Source organism: Bacillus sp. 0909A, assembly GCF_036765115.1.
Taxonomy (GTDB): Bacteria; Bacillota; Bacilli; order Bacillales; family Bacillaceae; genus Bacillus; species Bacillus mojavensis.
Map to the genome: position 1 here is coordinate 690,244 of NZ_JBAIZU010000002.1, position 14,833 is coordinate 705,076.

The window sequence follows — 14,833 nt, forward strand, 5'->3', positions numbered from 1 at the left end:
GCCCACCTCTTGATGAATAATTAATTATAAAAATGAATTTTTATACTTCCATACCGAAAAAAAATTACTGGTTTACAGCGGAATGATGAGTGATTGCCTGTTTCAGCTTGCTGACAGCTTCTGCTATTTCATCCTTTGTCACGGTGAGCGGCGGCAGCAGCCGAATGACGTTCGGGCCGGCCGGCAATACAAGTAAGCCTAATGTCTGCAATTCAGTAATGATGTCTGCAACCGGGCCATCACACTCAATTCCAAGCATTAATCCTTTCCCGCGTATTTGTTTGACAAACGGGCTCTTTAGCTCAGCCTCAAGCTGTTCTTTTAAACATGTTCCTTTGTCAGCAGCCTCTTGCAAAAAGTCAGGCTGGAATACAACCTGCAATGTTGCATTGACGGCGGCCATCGCCAGCATATTCCCTCCGAAAGTCGTTCCGTGAGACCCAGGAGTAAACGCTGCTCCCAGCTCTTTCTTTCCGATTACCGCACCGACTGGAAAGCCGTTCCCCAATCCTTTTGCAGCCGTGATGATATCAGGTGAGAGGCCGAAGTGTTCGTATGCGAAGCTCTTTCCCGTCCGTCCAATGCCGGTCTGAATTTCATCTACGATCAGAAGCGCCTGCTTTTCCTTGCAAAACGACTGTACGGCTGTTAAAAATGCAGCACTGGCCGGATTGACTCCGCCTTCTCCCTGTACGGTCTCAAGCATGACCGCGGCTATGTCGTCTTCCCCCCCAAGAGCGTCAAAAGCGGCAGGATCATTGTACGGGAGGTAGTGAAAGCCTTCCAGCATCGGGCCGAAGCCTGTTTTGATTTTATCCTGTCCGGTAGCTGCCATCCCTGCATAGGTGCGGCCGTGGAATGATTGGAGAAACGTGATGATTTTCGTTTTTGCAGTTGCCTTTCGTGCCAGCTTAATCGCGCCTTCATTCGCTTCCGCTCCGCTGTTGCAGAAAAAAACGAGATCACCGGCACTGTTTGCCGCTAACTGCTGTGCTGCTTGCTCTTGAAGACTGTTTTCAAACAGATTGGATACGTGCCATACGCTGTCGAGCTGTTTTTTAACCGCTTCTGTGACCGCTTCATGGCAGTGGCCTAGGTTGGAAACCGCAATGCCTTGAATGAAATCGAGGTATGTTTTGCCGTTTTGATCCTCAACGCAAGTTCCCTTCGCTTTCTTTATCTCGATGTTCCACCGACCGTAGGTTTGAAACAAGCTGCTCATGAAACAGCCTCCTTTGCTTTGACGATTTTTGTTCCTTCAAATGTTTGATTTGAGAAAAACGATCCTTTTCCGTTTACGATCATCACTTCTGAAACCTGATCCGATAAAGCTGACAATGCTGAATTGACCTTCGGTATCATCCCGCCTGTGATCACTTCCTGTTTGATGAGAGTCTGAATTTCCTCAGGGGTCAGGATGTCGAGACGCTGTTTTTCCTTCATGATTCCCTCTACGTCTGTGACGAACATCAGCTTATCGGCTTTCAGCGCCCCGGCGACTGCCGAAGCCGCAAGATCAGCATTGACATTCAGTGTTTTGTAGTCGCTCGTCAAGGACAGGGGCGCGATAACCGGAATAATGCCTTCATCCATCAGCGCATTTACCATAGAGGCATTAACCTTTTTAATTTCTCCGACTTCGCCGTATGTGTCCGGATCGAGATAGTCTGCCTCGAGAAGGCCTCCATCCTTGCCGGACACTCCCGCAGCCAGCAGCCCGTGTTTGGCAAGCTCGGCAACGAAAAATTTATTGACTGAGCCGGACAGGACCATTTCAGCCACTTCCAATACCGGTTTGGTTGTTTTCCGCTGTCCGCCTGAGAACTCTGTTTTGATGTTTAACCGTTTCAGCATATGTGTAATTTCCGGTCCCCCGCCGTGCACGATTGCCAATTTCCATCCTGATTCCATCAATTCTTTCAGGTTTTGAAAAAATTCTTCCGACAGCTCACGGATGACACTTCCCCCGCATTTAAAAACGATTGTTTTCTTCATTGTGCTCCCCTTTATTACGTGCGATAGCTCGCATTAATTTTGATATAATCATAGGTCAGATCACAGCCCCATGCTCTTCCGTTCCCGTCCCCTTCATGCATCTTGATGACAATGGCAATCTCATCTCCTTCGAGGTATTCTTTCGCGAGAGATTCAGAGAATGGCTGAGGTTCGTTGTTTTTAAACAGGCATTGGCCCCCGAGATAAACCTCTACTTCTTCAGCCTTCACCTGGGCCGCGCTGTGCCCGATAGCCCCGATAATGCGCCCCCAGTTTGCGTCTGTTCCATACACAGCTGTTTTTACGAGGTTCGAACCGACAATTTTCTTGGCAATTACGTTTGCATCAAGATTATTTTTTGCCCCTTTTACTTGGGCTTCGATTAGTTTTGTCGCGCCTTCTCCGTCTCTTGCAATCTCCTTAGCCAAATCCTCGCAAGTCATAAGAAGCGCTTTTTTAAAGAGCGGCCAGTCTTTGTGATCTTCCGTAAGGCACTCATTTTCGGCGCAGCCATTTGCCATGATTAATACCATGTCATTGGTGGAGGTTTCTCCGTCAACTGTAATTTGATTAAAAGAGACGTCCGTGATGTCGCAAAGCACTTTTTGCAGCGCTTTTTCTTCGATTGCCGCGTCTGTTGTCACAAACCCCAGCATGGTGGCCATGTTTGGGTGAATCATTCCGGAGCCTTTAGCCGCTCCGCCGATGGTGACTTTTTGACCGCCGATAGTCAGTTCATAGCACGTTTGCTTGATGACGGTATCTGTGGTTAAAATCGCTTCCTCGAAATCTCCCGATCCCGCAGGTGTTTGTTTCAGGAGCTCGATGCCCGCCTGAATTTTTTCCATGTCTAAATGTTCGCCAATGACGCCCGTTGATGAAACAGCGACAAACTCCGGCTCAATACCCAGCTGTAAAGCGAGGCTCTCCCGCATTTTGTATGCGTCCTCTAAGCCTTGTTCCCCTGTACAAGCATTGGCAATAGCGCTGTTGACAATGACTGCTTTCAGAGCTGATCCATGCTTTAAGCTGTCCTGTGTGACTTTAATCGGAGCCGCCTGAAAGTGGCTTTGCGTATAAACTGCCGCGCTCACTGCCGGTGTCTCGCTGATGATGACGCCAAGGTCTTTTTTCGAGTAGCGCAGTCCGCAATGCACACCCTTTGCCTGAAATCCTTTCGGCGAGGATATATCACCTTTTACTTTCACTATTTGATCTTCACTCAACTGAATCATGGTTCGATTCTCTCCTGTTCTATGGATAAATTGGTGTCATGGTCAGACCTGTCTCTTCGTTCCAGCCATTCATGATATTGAAATTTTGTACTGCCTGCCCGGCGGCACCCTTCATCAGATTATCAATCACAGATACGATCGTGACCCTGTTTGTTCTTTCGTCGAGGGTAACGGATACATCGCAGAAATTGCTGCCGAACACTTCCTTCGTTTGCGGATAATGCCCCATAGGCCTCACTCTCACAAAATATGAATCTTGGTAAAATTCCGAATATAAATCGTGCAGATCTTCTGCAGATAGATCAGATGTTAATTGCGTATACATCGTCGCCATGATTCCCCTTGTCATTGGAACCAAGTGAGCAGAGAATGTAATAGCCTTCAACTCTGGCTGCCATTCTTTTAACATCTGTTCAATCTCGGGGGTGTGCTGATGTTCATTTACTTTATAAATTTTAAAATTGTCGTTAAGCTCAGAAAAATGAGTTCCCATGGACGCTTTCCTTCCCGCACCGGAAACACCTGTTTTCGCATCAACAATAACGAACGATTCATCAAGCAGCTTTTTTTGTGCCAAAGGCGCGAGGCCAAGCAGTACAGCCGTCGGGAAGCAACCTGGATTGGCGATGAGCTTCGCCTGCTGTATGCTTTTTTGATTCAGCTCTGAAAGGCCGTAAACCGCCTCTTGAATTGTTTCTTTTGGTGCCGCTGTCCGTTTATACCACTTTTCATATACAGCAGGCTCTTGTATCCTCAAATCACCTGACAGGTCAATAACCGGAATTCCCGCCTCTGCAAGCTGCGGAGTCAGTTCACTTGATACTCCCGGGGGCGCAGCAAGAAACATGACATCGATTTCCTGTTTGATTGTATTCATATCAATAGGCTTCAGCTTCTGCTCAGCCAAGCCGGTTAGATGAGGGTAAACATTACTATAGACCTTTCCTTCTCCGCTGGATGAATAAAGTATACATTCTTCTGCATGAGGATGATGTGTAAGAATCCTGACAAGTTCGGCGCCCCCATAACCCGTAGCACCTACAATTCCTATTTTCAAAACGAATTCACCTTCTTGGTCTTTGTGAAATTATTTAACATTATAACATGAATAAAAATTAATTCAATCGTATATTTAATATTTTTATTCATTTATAAATTTTCTGTTCAACAAAAAAATCCACTCTTAAAAAGCAAACAGAAACCACTTCAAATTGTTGATCCAGCGCCTTTTGCAGCTGCATAAAAAAACAGGCTGACCGTGTCAGCCTGTTTTCATCATCATCAATCCGCTTAGAAAATATAGAATAGAGCTTGTATAAAAAATCATTTGCACCGTAAAAAAGTCGGCGAGAAAACCGCCGAGCATAATAGCAGCCGCTGAAAAAACAGCGGTCCAAAAATGATAATGCCCAATCTTTTTTCCGCGTTCCCCAGTGTCTGTAAAGTCGGCGATTAATACTTTTTCTCCATGTTTTTGCATCGCCCCAAAGAGACCTAACAGCACTTGCACGATGTACACTTGAAGAACGCTGTTAACATGCGGGACATACAAAAGCAGAAACGCCATGCCCCATGAGTTCGCAAGCAGATAATAGCGGCTGTCGATCCTTTCAGACAGCCGGCCGAGGAGCGGGTAAATGAGCGCTCCGCTCAGTCCGAATAATCCATAGGAAAACCCGAACTGCGTGTAGCTTGAGCCGATATTTTTCACAAACAGAATATAAAACGGAAAAATCAAACTGCTTGCGAAAAACACGCTGCTTTGTGAAAGTGTCAACCATTTTAATTTGTTTTTCCCCATTATTTATACCTCTGATAAAAGTAATTCATAAACCGCTCATCCGGATCGTACGTGCGTTTTTTCTGAAAAAACGCTTCGGTTTTCGGGTACGCCTGTCTCATTTGCGCTTTTGTCTGATATGTCATATACGGCAGATAATAGCTTCCTCCCTGTTTGAGCGCAACGTCTGTCATGCGCCTGATAATCCGAGCAGTGTCAGCCTGGTCTTCTTTTAAAAAGCCCTCGTTGATTAAGAGCACGAGCGAAAACATATCTTCCTTCGCATAAGACAGGTCAGCCTTTTCGTTTTTTTGCACATATCGGATCGTGATATTAAGCAGATTCAGGTCTTCATGTGACAGCGTTTGTCTCAGGTCATCAATATAGGAAGCGTACTCCTTTACCGGCACAAAGTATTCCTGCAGCACGTCTGTATTTTCATTGTTTTCGTATTCGAGAAATTTTGATTCTGACCGCATGACGTTATTGCGTGAGACCTTTGTTCCATTTTGGCTTAGAAAATAGGATTGCTGGGTGTTCCAGAGCCAGTTTCTGCCCCACTCGTACCGTCTTGACAGGCCGAGCGCGAATTTCGTCACTTGTGTATGCTCGTCTTCTTTGAGATCGCTGTAAGATGTCAGCTGATTCTGCTCCTCTGCTAATGCGTAATTTGTGACATACATGTCTTTCAGAAATCCTTTTTCTGCTGTTGAGATGCGCGCCAGATGCATGCGGACACCGGGATTGCCTTTGACATGCTTTGCAAAATAGTCGGTGTATGTACTGTAGTTCATTTTTTCTGTTTGCATGACGTACAGCTCGTCATCCGTTAATTCAAGCTCAACATCAAGAATCACGCCAAAAAGACCGTACCCGCCGATGACTGCTGAAAACAAGTCATCTTTTGGAGTGACGGTGACAAATGAGCCGTCGGCTTTTAATAGACGGAATGATTTGACTGTATCAATCAGCGATCCGTAGCGGATATCACGCCCGTGGGCATTGGCGCTGAGAGATCCTCCGGATTGTAAAAATATTTTGTGACTGCATAACTTTTACCGCAAGCCCGTATGGATTCACGTATTTCTGTATGTCATTCCACGTCGCCCCGCTTTGGATCCTGATGGTTTTTTTCTCTTTATCGAAAGCGAGGATTTTGTTGTAGCCTGTCATGTCGAGAACGATGCCGTCTTCGTAATATGTATGGCCGCCCATTGAATGCTGGGTTCCGGCAATTGAGATTTTTATGTTTTTTCGATTGGCCTCTTTGACTGTGTCAATGAGGTTATTGTCTTCCTGCCCTTTCACTGTCTGCTTAATTTTCACCGGCATCAAACGGCTGACATCCGTCATCTCGCTGGAGTCGTTTTTTTGCTCCGAGAAAACAGAGTACACAAACAGGGCAGCATACGCACCAGTGCACAGCGCGAATGCAAGCAATTTCTTTTTCATGGCGCTCTCCCTGTTTTTTATGGCCATTATACCATGTTTGCGTCCTCTTTTTTCCAGATTAACGTCTTGCCCGTTTTTCAGCGCGGCGGTCAGCCACGATAAAACAAGCGTGAATGGCGCCCGGCAGCCAAAAGATACATGTCAAAATGAGATTGAGCAGTGCCTGAAACGGCTTCCCCGTAAACAAAACAGCAAGCGGCGGGCATAGAACGGCAAGCAGGTACATCATTTCGCTTCACTCCTTTCAGTTTTAAAAAGGACAGCCTCACAGTAAGGCTGTCCTCTTTTGTTTTATTGTATGCCAAGCGCGATTTTTGCATATCTTGACATTTTGTCACGAGTCCAAGGCGGGTTCCACACGATGTGAACTTCCGTCTCTTTCACTTCTGGAAGGTCCGCTAACGCTTTTTTCACTTCATCCACGATAACCGGCGCTAAAGGGCAGCCCATTGATGTCAGTGTCATCGTAACGTGCGTTAAGCCGTCTTCATCCATATCAACATCGTATACTAACCCGAGGTTCACGATATCAACGCCAAGCTCAGGATCGACAACCTGTTCCAGGGCGCCCATAATGTTTTCTTTTAATGCTTCTTCCACGTTCCCTCACTCCTTTTTTTATACAGTATAACGTAAATCCGGACAGTGTTAATACCTTTGTGCTTTATAAATGCGTTTCAAACCATTCAACGGTTTTTAACACAGCCGCCCGCGGCACTTTATGATCCGCTCGTTCATCCGCAATAAACTGGAGACGTTCCGGCTGCTCGCGATAATGAGATTTAATCGTGTCATAAAATTTCCGGGTCGGCGTGTAAGGCACGACTTGATCTTTAACACCATGCCAAAATAAAAGCGGACGCTGCTGCAGTTTCTCCGGCTGGCGGCTGAGATCCCGCATTTTAAGGCGCTCCATGAGCTCCAGCACCCTTTCCTCCGGCACATCGATATCAATGCCCTGAGATTTGATGTGGTCGATCTGCTGCTGGAACAGTTCAACATAATTCGGGCTTCCCATCAGACTGACGCCGGCTTTTACCCAATCATAAACCGTTAAGGCGCCAAGCGTTGTAATGCCGCCCATAGATGTACCCGCAAGCCCAATACGGCCGCCGTCTATCAGGCCTTCTTTCTCAAAATGATTCTTAAGTACATCAAGCTCTTCAATCTCGTTTAGCACGATGTCCCAAAAATAGCCGGCCAGCTTCTCAACAGCTATATGCTCTCCGCGTTCGCCATGGTGCAGCGCCTCCGGTAAAACAGCTCTGAAACCTTTTTCTGCAAGAAGATAAGCAAAATGAAGGTTGTGTTCCTTGGCGCTTGCAAAGCCATGTATAAAGAAAACAAGAGGAACGGCACGGTGCCTGTTCTCTTCTTTTACAATATGTAAAAACGGAATGCCGGAAACGGTTTGATTTTCAATTTGAATCACAATGTCCCCTCCTTAGGATAACCATAATCATAAGTGTAACATGTAGACAATAAAGATGGTAAAAAGCTACACTGTCATTAAGGCAGCTTACGCAAAATCTAAGGTTAAAGGAGCTTTTCATGGAGACAAAACCCTATGTAATCGCATTAGATTTAGATGGAACATTATTAAAGGACGATAAAACGATATCAGAAAACACCCTTCAAACGATACAACGCCTAAAAAAGGACGGACATTACGTCTGCATCTCCACCGGCCGGCCGTACCGTTCAAGTTCCATGTACTATGAGCAGATGAAGCTGACAACGCCAATTGTCAATTTTAACGGAGCCTTTGTCCATCATCCGCAGGACGACAGCTGGGGACGGTATCATACCTCGCTGCCGCTTGATGTTGTCAAACAATTAGTGGATATCAGCGAGAGCTATAACGTACATAATGTGCTTGCCGAAGTCATTGATGACGTGTACTTTCATTACCATGACGAGCACTTGATTGATGCCTTTAACATGAATACAACAAATGTGACGGTTGGAGACTTGCGGGAAAATCTCGGTGAAGATGTTACATCCGTACTCATTCACGCAAAAGAAGAAGATGTACCGGCCATACGCTCCTATTTATCGGATGTGCACGCCGAGGTGATCGATCATAGAAGATGGGCTGCGCCGTGGCATGTCATAGAAATTATTAAAAGCGGCATGAATAAAGCGGTCGGCCTGCAAAAAATCAGTGATTATTACGGTGTGCCGAGGGAGCGGATCATCGCTTTCGGAGATGAGGATAACGATTTGGAGATGCTTGAATTCGCAGGCTGCGGCGTTGCGATGGGAAATGGAATTGATGAGGTCAAGCAGATTGCCAACCGGACAACGGCTACAAATGAAGAGGACGGCGTGGCAAGATTTTTACAAGAATATTTCTTACTTTAAAGACCGCCCATTTTAATTTTTCCCACTCATAAACGTTACTTCGCCCCACCATACTATTGAAGACGACTCATCTCGTCAAAGTATGGAAGGGGGCATTCTCACAATGGGTAAACGAAGCAAATCCAGAAGGTTTATTCACCAGGGTAAAGACTCCATCGGGCAACACGCCGCAAGATTTCCATATCGGTCTACATTAGAAGAAGCTCACCAGCATGCCGCGGCACGAGACTCGGCTGAAAGGCAGTATGAATATTAAATGAGAAACGAACTGTTTCAGCAGGCGAAATCATTTGTTCAACAGGCTGTCATGGTGACAAACGGCTTTGAGGAAGGCGATCAGGAGCAAGCGATTCTGAGGGCCAAAAATGCTGTGTCTTCTGCGTATGCCAATTCGACAGATGCGGAACGTCAACAGCTTCATCAATTTCAAGATCAACTGGATAAATTGCAATAAAAAAAGGCTATGGCGAATCGCCATAGCCTCTTATTTGACTTCAAATTGCTGAACAGCCTGAACCTGCTTGAGATTTTCCGCTTTGCCCTTAAATGTTACCTTCACCTCGTAAGTTCCCGGCTCAGGGACTTCCTTCCACTCATCAGTGAAATCATAGGTTTCTCCCGGTTCAAGCGTCAGGTTTTGAAAAGCCTGTGTAAACATTTTGTCTTTTGAATAACGGTATCTTTCTTTGTGATCTGAATCGTACACGACAAGTTCAAATTTTTGTCCCGTGCTGAATTGAAACTCCACACTGCGTTCGCTTTGGTTCTTCAGTGACATGTTAAACTTAATTTGTTCAGGCTCCTGAATTGCGTCAACAGATAAAACAACCTCTTGATTCTCCATTCCGCCTGATACCTCCTTTTCGGGTTCTGTCCGCTCATGTTTCCCGCAGCCCATTAAAAGCACCACAGGCAAGAGCATCACAAGCAGCCGTTTCACGACTTCCACCTGCTTTCGTCAGTCTTTTCTAAAGAAACCAAAAATCCCGGTCGTTTGGACAATGTTTGTAAATGCTTTCGGGTCCACTTCTTTTACGATTTTTTCTAAATCGTACAATTCATACCTCGTGATGACGATAATCATCATTTCTTTGGGCTCATTTGTAAAAGCGCCTTTGGCTGGGACAGTCGTTATGCCCCGCACCATTTTTCCATAAATGGCTTCTTTAATTTCGTCCGCTTTTTTCGTCACAATCATCGCTGTCAGTTTCATATGGCGGGTATGAATCGCGTCGATCACCCTCGTTGTCACATACAAAGTAACAAGGGTATATAAAGCTTTCTCCCAACCTTGCAATAATCCTGCCGTCAGAATGATAATCCCGTTCAGAATAAAGAAATACGTGCCGACGGGTTTATCCTTCCACTTGGCCAGTACCATAGCAACGATATCAAGACCGCCTGTCGAAGCGCCGTACTTTAATGTTAAACCGATGCCGACCGCGGAAATTACGCCGCCGAATACCGCGTTCAGCAGGATGTCATGAGACAGTCTCATTTCCGGCAGGATTCCCATAAACAACGTGGTCAGTGCGACACTCAAAATGCTGTACACCGTAAACGATCTTCCGACCTTCAGCCACCCTAAAATACCGACCGGAATATTTAAGAGGAACAAGAGCGTTCCCGTCGATATGTAGAAGGGGGCATATTGGTCAACGACGCTTGATAAAAGCTGGGCGACACCTGTAAATCCGCTGGCATATACATCTGCTGGAATCAGAAATAAGTTCAGCCCGGCCGCATTGAGTAAAGCCCCGATGATGACGATGAGTAATTTTTTTGTTTGATCTAGTACCATGGCATGTTCCTCCGCTCATTCTTCTTTATTATGTTTTCCCTTAAAACAAATATTTGAACACGATTTTGAGTAATTAATATGATATAGTTGGCTTAAATCACATGATAACGAGCGATAAACGGAAAGAAGGGAAGCAAAATGACAGTTCACCTCATTGCTGACAGCGCGGCTGATCTGCCTCGTTCTTATTTTGAGGAAAACGGCCTTGGCTTTATCCCGCTTAGAGTTTCTCTCGGCGACAAAGAATATGAAGATGCAGTCACGATCCATGCGGAACAAATATTTGAAGCGATGCAAAATGGGGAAGCGCCCAAGACGTCCCAAGCCTCACCGCAAACCATTAAAAATGTATTTTTGCAATATGCCGAAACAGGAGAGCCCGCTCTTTACATTGCTTTTTCCTCAGGGCTCTCCGGCACCTATCAGACAGCCGTCATGATCGCCAATGAAGTGAAGGAAGAATTCCCCGATTTTGATTTGCGGGTGATTGATTCCAAATGCGCTTCATTAGGCTACGGTCTGGCCGTCCGGCATGCACGCGAACTCTGTATCAACGGAAATACAATACAAGAAATCGAAACGTCTGTAAAGAACTTTTGCGCACAGCTTGAGCACATTTTTACAGTCGATGATTTAACGTACCTCGCCCGGGGCGGCCGAATTTCAAAAACGTCCGCTTTTGTCGGCGGTCTGCTCAATATTAAACCACTGCTTCATATGGAGGACGGCAAGCTTGTGCCTCTTGAAAAAATCCGCGGACAGAAAAAGCTGTTCAAACGGATTATCGAATTAATGAAAGAGCGAGGAGACAATTGGAGCGATCAAACCGTAGGAATCAGCTATGCCGCTAACGAAGGAACAGCCAATGAAATGAAACAATTGATCGAAGACGCCTTCAAGCCGAAAGATATCATCATGCACTCCATCGGCTCTGCTGTCGGATCCCATTCCGGACCCGGCACACTGGCGATATTTTTTCTGGGAAGATCATAAAAAAACAGCCAGGCTGAAAAGCCCTGGCTGTTTTTTCATTTTTATTGGATTCCGACTGCGTCATAAACCTTTTCGACAGAAGCTGATTGCTTCGAGCCTTCACCGTATAAATCCTTGGCAGCTTCGATTGCCGCTTGCTTCATCATGCTGAAGTCTGAAGAAGGCGTGACGTAATATGTCAAAGCCCGATAATAAATTTGCTCACAAGCTTCACGCCCGATCCCCTCTACCCGAACATCATGGTGCACGCCGCCTTCCGCGAGAAGATATGCCGCTTTATTGTGGATCGACGAATTGATATGCACCCCGCCGTAATCCTCTGTGCCTGTATAACGGTTTGAATAATGATCCGGATTCCCCTGCTTGGAAGGGTCCGCTAACGAACGTAAAGCATCCCCGCGTACATCCGGCGTATATACATCCTCGCCGATTTCCCAATCATCCCGGTCTATCATCGCCGCCATAATATCAGAAATAGATTCGTTTAACGCGCCAGGTTCTCCCTGATATAAAAGGCCGGCAGAATACTGGGTGACCGCGTGTGTCATTTCATGCGCCACAATGTCGAGCGATCCGGAAAGCGGCTTAAACTTTGCGCCGTCACCATCCCCGTACACCATCTGCACACCGTTCCACGCCGCATTGTTCCACTGTTTTCCCACATGTACGGTAGACGTAATTCTTGCTCCGTTTTGATCGAAGGAATGGCGGCCAAACGTGCGGCTATAATAGTCGTAAACCGTTTGCGCGTTTGCATGGGCATCTACAGCCGCCGGGTCTTTAAATACGGACGTGCCGCTGACCACTTCTTTGCCTGTATACCCGATCAATTGAGACAAAAGGGTAAATAAGGTTTCGTTCAAGTTCTTTGCGTCAAAAGTATTTATCCCTTTTCCCCTTGTTTCATCAGCCAAATAATAACGCCCATTCTGTTCAGTTACTTCAAAGCTTTTTTCTTCGCCTGATACGCCAATTCCTGTACCTGCTGCTTCATGAATGGCATTGAAAGAATCAATGACCTTTCCGCTTTTGGCATGAATGAAATAATGCCAATATCCAGGCTCAGGTTCAGACGTCGAAAGTCTCACAAGGTAGGCAAGATCATATGCGCCTTCGTGCGGATAAATAAATAATTCGGCTTGCGGTTCCCCGTCAACATACTCGATTTTTCCAATCGATGCCTCAAGCGCACGGCGCGCTGTATGTATGGCTTTTTTCTTGGATACAGACGGTGTGACAGCTATGTCATTTAGTTGCGGGTGCACCTTCCCGAAGAAACTTTTCACTTGTTTGTTTTCCTTCATCGCGACCGCCTGTCCAAAGCCGTAAACAGGAATTCCTTTATACACTTCCTCTAATTTAAAAAACGTTTGTTTTGTCTTTGGATCCTTTATGGATTTCGAAATGCGAAAATGGCTGTTGGCATTTCCTTTTAGCTTAAAATGCGTTTGTTGCTTGTCCAGATATGAAAATAGCGCTTCTTTCTGCGTTAGGTTTTGAGCTGGCTGCCATGATGGCTGTGATTTTTCGATGATGTATGAAGGGGTTTGATACGTATGGTCGTATTTGATGCTTTGATCTGCTGAGGCATTTGATGCAAAAACACATTGAGCCGCCGTGCATAAGCCGGCCATGAACAGAGATGTCTTGAACAGTGTAGGCAAAACACCACATCCTTCCTGAGTTGGAACTTATTTTTCGTTCATCCTAACAAAAAAACCGAAACTTGTATGTGGTGCTTCGTTCCTATTTTCAGGAAAAAGAAAGAAGGACAGAGATTCGCTCCGTCCTTCAGCTCCTATTCTACCAGTTTTTTATTTACATAAATAATAACCCCTGCACCATATGCCAAAATAAGCGGCGGAATCAGCTGCTCCTGGCCTTGAAATGAGATAAAGCTGTTCAGCAGAATGAACAAACCGGAATTCAAGAAAAAATAGCCTGCTATTCTGGCCAGCCGATCCTTATCCCGGATACGTGCCTCATTAAACCCCGCCAGCATCCACGTCTGTTTTTTGATCCCGACCAAATAAGCTACCACAAAGAATAAAAGCGAAATGCCAATTAATAGATAATTGATGCTGATTTCCATATTACAGCCTCCTACAACATTACTTGACGTTTAAAAAAAGAAAATAAGCGGCACAGCTAACCACAATCAGCAGAAGGACGACGAATGCATTGATGAGCGGCTGCACAAGAAGCAGAACAGCCAAAAACAGCAGATACGCCGCACCAACCCTGGAAATCGTGACAATCTCATGTTGAGAGCGCATTTTGTTTTTTCTTACACCCGCAAACATCATTACCTTCTTCCGTTTCCACACATAGCCTGCGAGCACCGCCAAATAAAGAGCCAATGGCACATATCTGTATGAGGGCGGCAGCAGCGGCAGGAGTATGATTACAGCAATAAGAAAGACTGAAAGTCCGCTTTTCCCTAACACAGAACCCCTCCGTTTCTGTTCCTCCCCTTCACCCATCATCGCTTCGGCAAGCTCTTTCGGATGAGAAAACTCAGTTTCGACAGCTTCCCGCAGATCCTCTACACTATGGCCGGCATTCATTCTGTCTTGTACAAAAGCGGTTAAATGGCCCTTCAATTCGGCTATCGTGTTTTCTCTCTCTACTTCAGGCATATTCGTCAGCTCAGCGTTTAGTTCCTCCGTATAGCTGTCAATGATGTGCTGTGCATTCATAGCAAATCCCCCGATAAGGACAATAAAGCTTGATGGGTTTCTAGGTATTTCTCCAGCCGTTCTTTTAACATCTCTTCTCCTTTTTGCGTTATTTTGTAGTACTTCCTTTTCGGGCCGTCCAAAGAATCTTGCCAAAAAAAATCGACCCAGTCCTTCTCCGTCATCCGTTTTAAAATCGGATATATCGCACCCTCCGAAATAGCCAGTGCCGGAGTTGTTTTTAAGGACGATGTCAATTCATAACCATACATCGGCTTTGAGCGCAGCAGGGATAAAATGGCCAGCTCGAAAATTCCTTTGCGAAATTGAACAATCCAGCGGTCGTTAATTTGATTCGTTTTCATGGTTTAAATATATCGAAAAAACCACTATATATCAATGACATATAGCAGTGAAAAATGTCCTGTTTTTTCTTTTAACAAAAATGGAATTTCTCCTACTTTATAACCTTTTTATTACAAAAATGTTTTTATATGATGAAAAGTAAGAAAAGTGAATTTCGTTAGTTTAAAAA

The 14,833-nt window shown here is 45.4% G+C and carries 18 protein-coding genes and 1 pseudogene; 4 read left to right on the forward strand and 15 right to left on the reverse strand.

Annotation, left to right across the window (positions count from 1 at the left end):
* Nucleotides 1-64 precede the first annotated feature (64 nt).
* The 9 genes and pseudogenes from V6D42_RS08885 to V6D42_RS08925 all read right to left on the reverse strand — a co-directional run bounded on the left by V6D42_RS08885 (nt 65) and on the right by V6D42_RS08925 (nt 7,894).
* Nucleotides 65-1,222 (reverse strand): acetylornithine transaminase, encoded by a 1,158-nt coding sequence (locus tag V6D42_RS08885; RefSeq protein WP_333512965.1) that lies wholly within the window; start codon nt 1,220-1,222, stop codon nt 65-67.
* On the reverse strand, nt 1,219-1,995 hold the full coding sequence (gene argB / locus V6D42_RS08890; RefSeq protein WP_333512966.1) for an acetylglutamate kinase: 777 nt from the start codon (nt 1,993-1,995) through the stop codon (nt 1,219-1,221). The genes V6D42_RS08885 and argB overlap by 4 nt, the downstream gene beginning before the upstream one ends.
* 14 nt (nt 1,996-2,009) lie before the next feature.
* Nucleotides 2,010-3,230, reverse strand: coding sequence for a bifunctional ornithine acetyltransferase/N-acetylglutamate synthase (gene argJ / locus V6D42_RS08895; RefSeq protein ID WP_333512967.1), 1,221 nt, complete (start codon nt 3,228-3,230; stop codon nt 2,010-2,012).
* A gap of 19 nt (nt 3,231-3,249) precedes the next feature.
* Nucleotides 3,250-4,287 carry an N-acetyl-gamma-glutamyl-phosphate reductase gene (gene argC, locus V6D42_RS08900; protein ID WP_333512968.1) on the reverse strand — a complete coding sequence of 346 codons (1,038 nt, stop codon included), beginning with the start codon at nt 4,285-4,287 and terminating at the stop codon, nt 3,250-3,252.
* 204 nt (nt 4,288-4,491) lie between these two features.
* Nucleotides 4,492-5,031 carry an MFS transporter gene (locus V6D42_RS08905; RefSeq protein ID WP_333512969.1) on the reverse strand — a complete coding sequence of 180 codons (540 nt, stop codon included), beginning with the start codon at nt 5,029-5,031 and terminating at the stop codon, nt 4,492-4,494.
* Nucleotides 5,031-6,462: pseudogene (locus tag V6D42_RS08910) on the reverse strand (FAD-binding oxidoreductase). The gene V6D42_RS08905 and the pseudogene V6D42_RS08910 overlap by 1 nt, the downstream one beginning before the upstream one ends.
* A gap of 58 nt (nt 6,463-6,520) precedes the next feature.
* A complete protein-coding gene (locus V6D42_RS08915; protein WP_003224527.1) occupies nt 6,521-6,691 on the reverse strand; it encodes a YqaE/Pmp3 family membrane protein in 171 nt (56 codons plus the stop codon).
* A gap of 62 nt (nt 6,692-6,753) precedes the next feature.
* Entirely contained in the window at nt 6,754-7,062 is a 309-nt protein-coding gene (locus V6D42_RS08920; protein ID WP_333512970.1) for a metal-sulfur cluster assembly factor, read from the reverse strand.
* Nucleotides 7,063-7,126: 64 nt separating this feature from the next.
* A complete protein-coding gene (locus V6D42_RS08925) occupies nt 7,127-7,894 on the reverse strand; it encodes a prolyl oligopeptidase family serine peptidase (RefSeq protein ID WP_333512971.1) in 768 nt (255 codons plus the stop codon).
* Between the two features lie 119 nt (nt 7,895-8,013).
* On the opposite strand from V6D42_RS08925, the gene yitU reads away from it, so the two are divergent.
* The 3 genes from yitU (at nt 8,014) to V6D42_RS08940 (ending at nt 9,280) form a co-directional block, all read left to right on the forward strand.
* Nucleotides 8,014-8,826 carry a 5-amino-6-(5-phospho-D-ribitylamino)uracil phosphatase YitU gene (gene yitU / locus V6D42_RS08930; RefSeq protein WP_333512972.1) on the forward strand — a complete coding sequence of 271 codons (813 nt, stop codon included), beginning with the start codon at nt 8,014-8,016 and terminating at the stop codon, nt 8,824-8,826.
* A gap of 103 nt (nt 8,827-8,929) precedes the next feature.
* On the forward strand, nt 8,930-9,082 hold the full coding sequence (locus V6D42_RS08935) for a hypothetical protein (RefSeq protein ID WP_010329347.1): 153 nt from the start codon (nt 8,930-8,932) through the stop codon (nt 9,080-9,082).
* Nucleotides 9,083-9,280 carry a DUF3813 domain-containing protein gene (locus tag V6D42_RS08940; protein ID WP_003224518.1) on the forward strand — a complete coding sequence of 66 codons (198 nt, stop codon included), beginning with the start codon at nt 9,083-9,085 and terminating at the stop codon, nt 9,278-9,280.
* A gap of 30 nt (nt 9,281-9,310) precedes the next feature.
* Here the strand turns inward: V6D42_RS08940 and V6D42_RS08945 are convergent, their stop codons facing one another.
* Both V6D42_RS08945 and V6D42_RS08950 read right to left on the reverse strand, forming a co-directional pair.
* Nucleotides 9,311-9,766: a BsuPI-related putative proteinase inhibitor gene (locus tag V6D42_RS08945; RefSeq protein ID WP_333512973.1), complete on the reverse strand. Its 456-nt coding sequence runs from the start codon at nt 9,764-9,766 to the stop codon at nt 9,311-9,313.
* 18 nt (nt 9,767-9,784) lie between these two features.
* Nucleotides 9,785-10,627: a YitT family protein gene (locus tag V6D42_RS08950; protein WP_010333712.1), complete on the reverse strand. Its 843-nt coding sequence runs from the start codon at nt 10,625-10,627 to the stop codon at nt 9,785-9,787.
* A 138-nt stretch (nt 10,628-10,765) separates the two neighbouring features.
* Between V6D42_RS08950 and V6D42_RS08955 the strand changes: the two genes are divergently transcribed.
* Nucleotides 10,766-11,620 (forward strand): DegV family protein, encoded by an 855-nt coding sequence (locus V6D42_RS08955; RefSeq protein ID WP_333512974.1) that lies wholly within the window; start codon nt 10,766-10,768, stop codon nt 11,618-11,620.
* A gap of 41 nt (nt 11,621-11,661) precedes the next feature.
* Here V6D42_RS08955 and V6D42_RS08960 read toward each other — a convergent pair whose 3' ends face one another.
* From V6D42_RS08960 to V6D42_RS08975, 4 genes are all read right to left on the reverse strand, one after another.
* Nucleotides 11,662-13,284: a M4 family metallopeptidase gene (locus V6D42_RS08960; RefSeq protein WP_333512975.1), complete on the reverse strand. Its 1,623-nt coding sequence runs from the start codon at nt 13,282-13,284 to the stop codon at nt 11,662-11,664.
* Nucleotides 13,285-13,418: 134 nt separating this feature from the next.
* Nucleotides 13,419-13,712 carry a DUF3784 domain-containing protein gene (locus tag V6D42_RS08965; protein ID WP_333512976.1) on the reverse strand — a complete coding sequence of 98 codons (294 nt, stop codon included), beginning with the start codon at nt 13,710-13,712 and terminating at the stop codon, nt 13,419-13,421.
* Nucleotides 13,713-13,731: 19 nt separating this feature from the next.
* Nucleotides 13,732-14,319: an HAAS signaling domain-containing protein gene (locus tag V6D42_RS08970; RefSeq protein WP_333512977.1), complete on the reverse strand. Its 588-nt coding sequence runs from the start codon at nt 14,317-14,319 to the stop codon at nt 13,732-13,734.
* A complete protein-coding gene (locus V6D42_RS08975; protein ID WP_333512978.1) occupies nt 14,316-14,663 on the reverse strand; it encodes a PadR family transcriptional regulator in 348 nt (115 codons plus the stop codon). Before V6D42_RS08975 ends, V6D42_RS08970 begins: the two co-directional genes overlap by 4 nt.
* Nucleotides 14,664-14,833: the final 170 nt, after the last annotated feature.